The following is a 2,358-nucleotide window of genomic DNA, read 5'->3' as shown; positions in this document are numbered from 1 at the left end:
TAAGCCCGAATTATAAAAAATAGCGCACCTGTACGGTACGCACGACGAATAGCCAACTGGCCGATGTTTTTTTCGGCTAGTTGGCTTATTTTGCACATGTGGCCTGGATATGTTCAGACCATGGTAAGTACTGCTGTAAAATCTCAGGCTGCTGGTGAATTGGTAAGCTAGGTAATTCCGTTAATAGCTTCACCAAATATTGATAGAAATCAATGCCGTTGGCTTTGGCTGTTTCCGCCAGGCTTAGACAAATCGCATTGGCTTGAGCACCAGCCTCACTCACTGAAAAGAGCCAATTTTTTCGCCCGATGACGTTTGGACGAATCGCATTTTCAGCGGGATTATTATCAATCAATACATGTCCATTTTCAAGGAAAACCATGAGTGCCTGCTTGCGATTCAGTGTGTATTCTGCAGCTTTGGCAATAGCGTTCTTCCCAAAGAACGGTGAGCGATCAACCCAATCAAAAAACTCAAGAATGAGAGGCTTTGCCTCTTCTTGTCGCACTTTCACCCGTTCATCAGCGGATAAATGCTTGATTTTCCGTTCAATTTGAAAGAGTCGGTCACAATACTGCACACCAATCTGGCCGTTTTTACTTTCTGCTTTTAACCAGTAACGACGTACATGTGCCCAACAGTTCGCAAATTGTACCTCTGGTAATTCACCGTAGGCTGAATACCCATCACAAATCACTGTTCCTTTGAAGCCACGGACTAAATCAGCTAATATAGCGCGTCCTCTCGACAAAGCGCTTTTAAACAGCACTAAAACAGGCCCTTCACTTGCGACTGTTCGACAGACCCAGTTGTAGGCGTTTGATTGTGCAGGCTTTCCATCGGAACGTTTTAAAATTTGTGCGTACGTTTCATCAATATGAAGCACTGATTTGGCTGTTAATAGCTGCTGCATCAAGTCATAAAGTGGCTTCAGCCAATCTTCTGCCACGCGAATGACCCAGTTCGATAGGTTTTTATCGTTCGTTAAGAGGCCATAACGTGCCCATTCATTTACCTGACGATAAAGAGGCAAGTATTGAACGAACTTATCGTAAATTAACTTGGCTAAAACCGTTGGACCGGCAATGCTTCGTTGAATCGCACCTTGAGGTGCTTTTCCACGTTTGATTTGTGCCTTTTGTAAGCTGTCTTTTTTACAATTCTTACATTCATACACATGCTCAAAATGATGGACACGTTTCATCTTGGCTGGAATGAATTTGGCTTCTTCACGTACTAAAACGGTGCTGAAGGCCATCATATCTGTTTGGCAACAGTCACAGGCTAATTTAGCGGGATGATGATGAATTTCTTCCACTTCTACATGACCAAGAAAGACGTCATTGCGTTTTTTGTTCATGCTTTTACGTGTAACCGTATAACGGATCGTCTCCGTGCTTTGTTCTTCTGTCTGCTCAGGATCATTAAAAGACGGGTCATCCTCAAATAAAGACACTTGCCCATCGGGCGCTTGATACTTTGATTTTTCTGATTTAGAACCGTATAAAGCCTTTGTTAATTGGCGGATTTGTTCAGTTAATACTTCAATTTTATTGAGCAAATCCTGATTTTGTTTCTCCAATTGGCCATTTTGTTGTTTTAAATACGCCAGTTGTTCTTCAAGTAATTGAACAACCTTATTGGTCGTTACAGAAGTGTTTTCCAAACTAATCACCACGTTTCGTTCGATATAAGTTATGGATGATTATACCATTTGTGGCAGGCTAATTAAAAGACACCTTTTGCTGATTTTGCAATCGCCTTCGGCTGTTGTAACGACAAACCTTCTAATAACCAGCGCAGTTCTTGTTGTGTGAGGTTTCGTACTTCATTTTCATCTTTGGGCCATTGAAGTTTACCGTTATCCAAACGCTTATATAACATGGCGAAGCCATCACCGTCGAAGTATAAACATTTATAACGGTCTTTACTCCAACCAGAAAATAAAAACACAGCGTCGCTGTATGGATCTAATTGAAATGAATCTTGAATAAGCGCTGCGAGGCCATCGATGCCTTTACGCATGTCCGTTTTCCCGCAAATAATATAGATATTTTGGACGGTTGTAAAATCATGTTTCACTGTTCTTTCAACTCCCTCAAAATGGTTTGGATGATGTGCTCATCTACGCCATTAAAGAGGCTAATTTCAGCGAGTGCTGTTTTGATGACACAATTTGGTGCAACTGTGGCAACTGAAGAAATAGACGTAGAAACTTTAGTTGGTTGGGGATCAAGCGAAACAGGGACAATCGTTAATTTATTTGTAGGCATAACAATGGCACCTCCTTAAAATTGATACCTTTATGGTACCGAAGGTGCCTGCCTGAATATATGCGTTATTTGATTACGGGCTTAC

3 protein-coding genes are annotated in these 2,358 nt (G+C 41.5%); all 3 read right to left on the bottom strand.

What is annotated here, in order from left to right; all coding sequences use genetic code 11:
* Window positions 1-85 precede the first annotated feature (85 nt).
* The 3 genes from tnpC to A6M13_RS12060 all read right to left on the bottom strand — a co-directional run bounded on the left by tnpC (window position 86) and on the right by A6M13_RS12060 (window position 2,273).
* Window positions 86-1,666, bottom strand: a complete 1,581-nt coding sequence (gene tnpC / locus A6M13_RS12070; RefSeq protein ID WP_425393923.1) for an IS66 family transposase — start codon at window positions 1,664-1,666, stop codon at window positions 86-88.
* Window positions 1,667-1,728: 62 nt separating this feature from the next.
* Window positions 1,729-2,082, bottom strand: a complete 354-nt coding sequence (gene tnpB, locus A6M13_RS12065; protein WP_281181719.1) for an IS66 family insertion sequence element accessory protein TnpB — start codon at window positions 2,080-2,082, stop codon at window positions 1,729-1,731.
* Window positions 2,079-2,273, bottom strand: a complete 195-nt coding sequence (locus A6M13_RS12060; protein WP_066546657.1) for a hypothetical protein — start codon at window positions 2,271-2,273, stop codon at window positions 2,079-2,081. Before A6M13_RS12060 ends, tnpB begins: the two co-directional genes overlap by 4 nt.
* Window positions 2,274-2,358: the final 85 nt, after the last annotated feature.

The organism is Caryophanon tenue (assembly GCF_001700315.1).
Classification (GTDB): Bacteria; Bacillota; Bacilli; order Bacillales_A; family Planococcaceae; genus Caryophanon; species Caryophanon tenue.
This window is presented reverse-complemented; position numbering and strand designations above follow the sequence as displayed.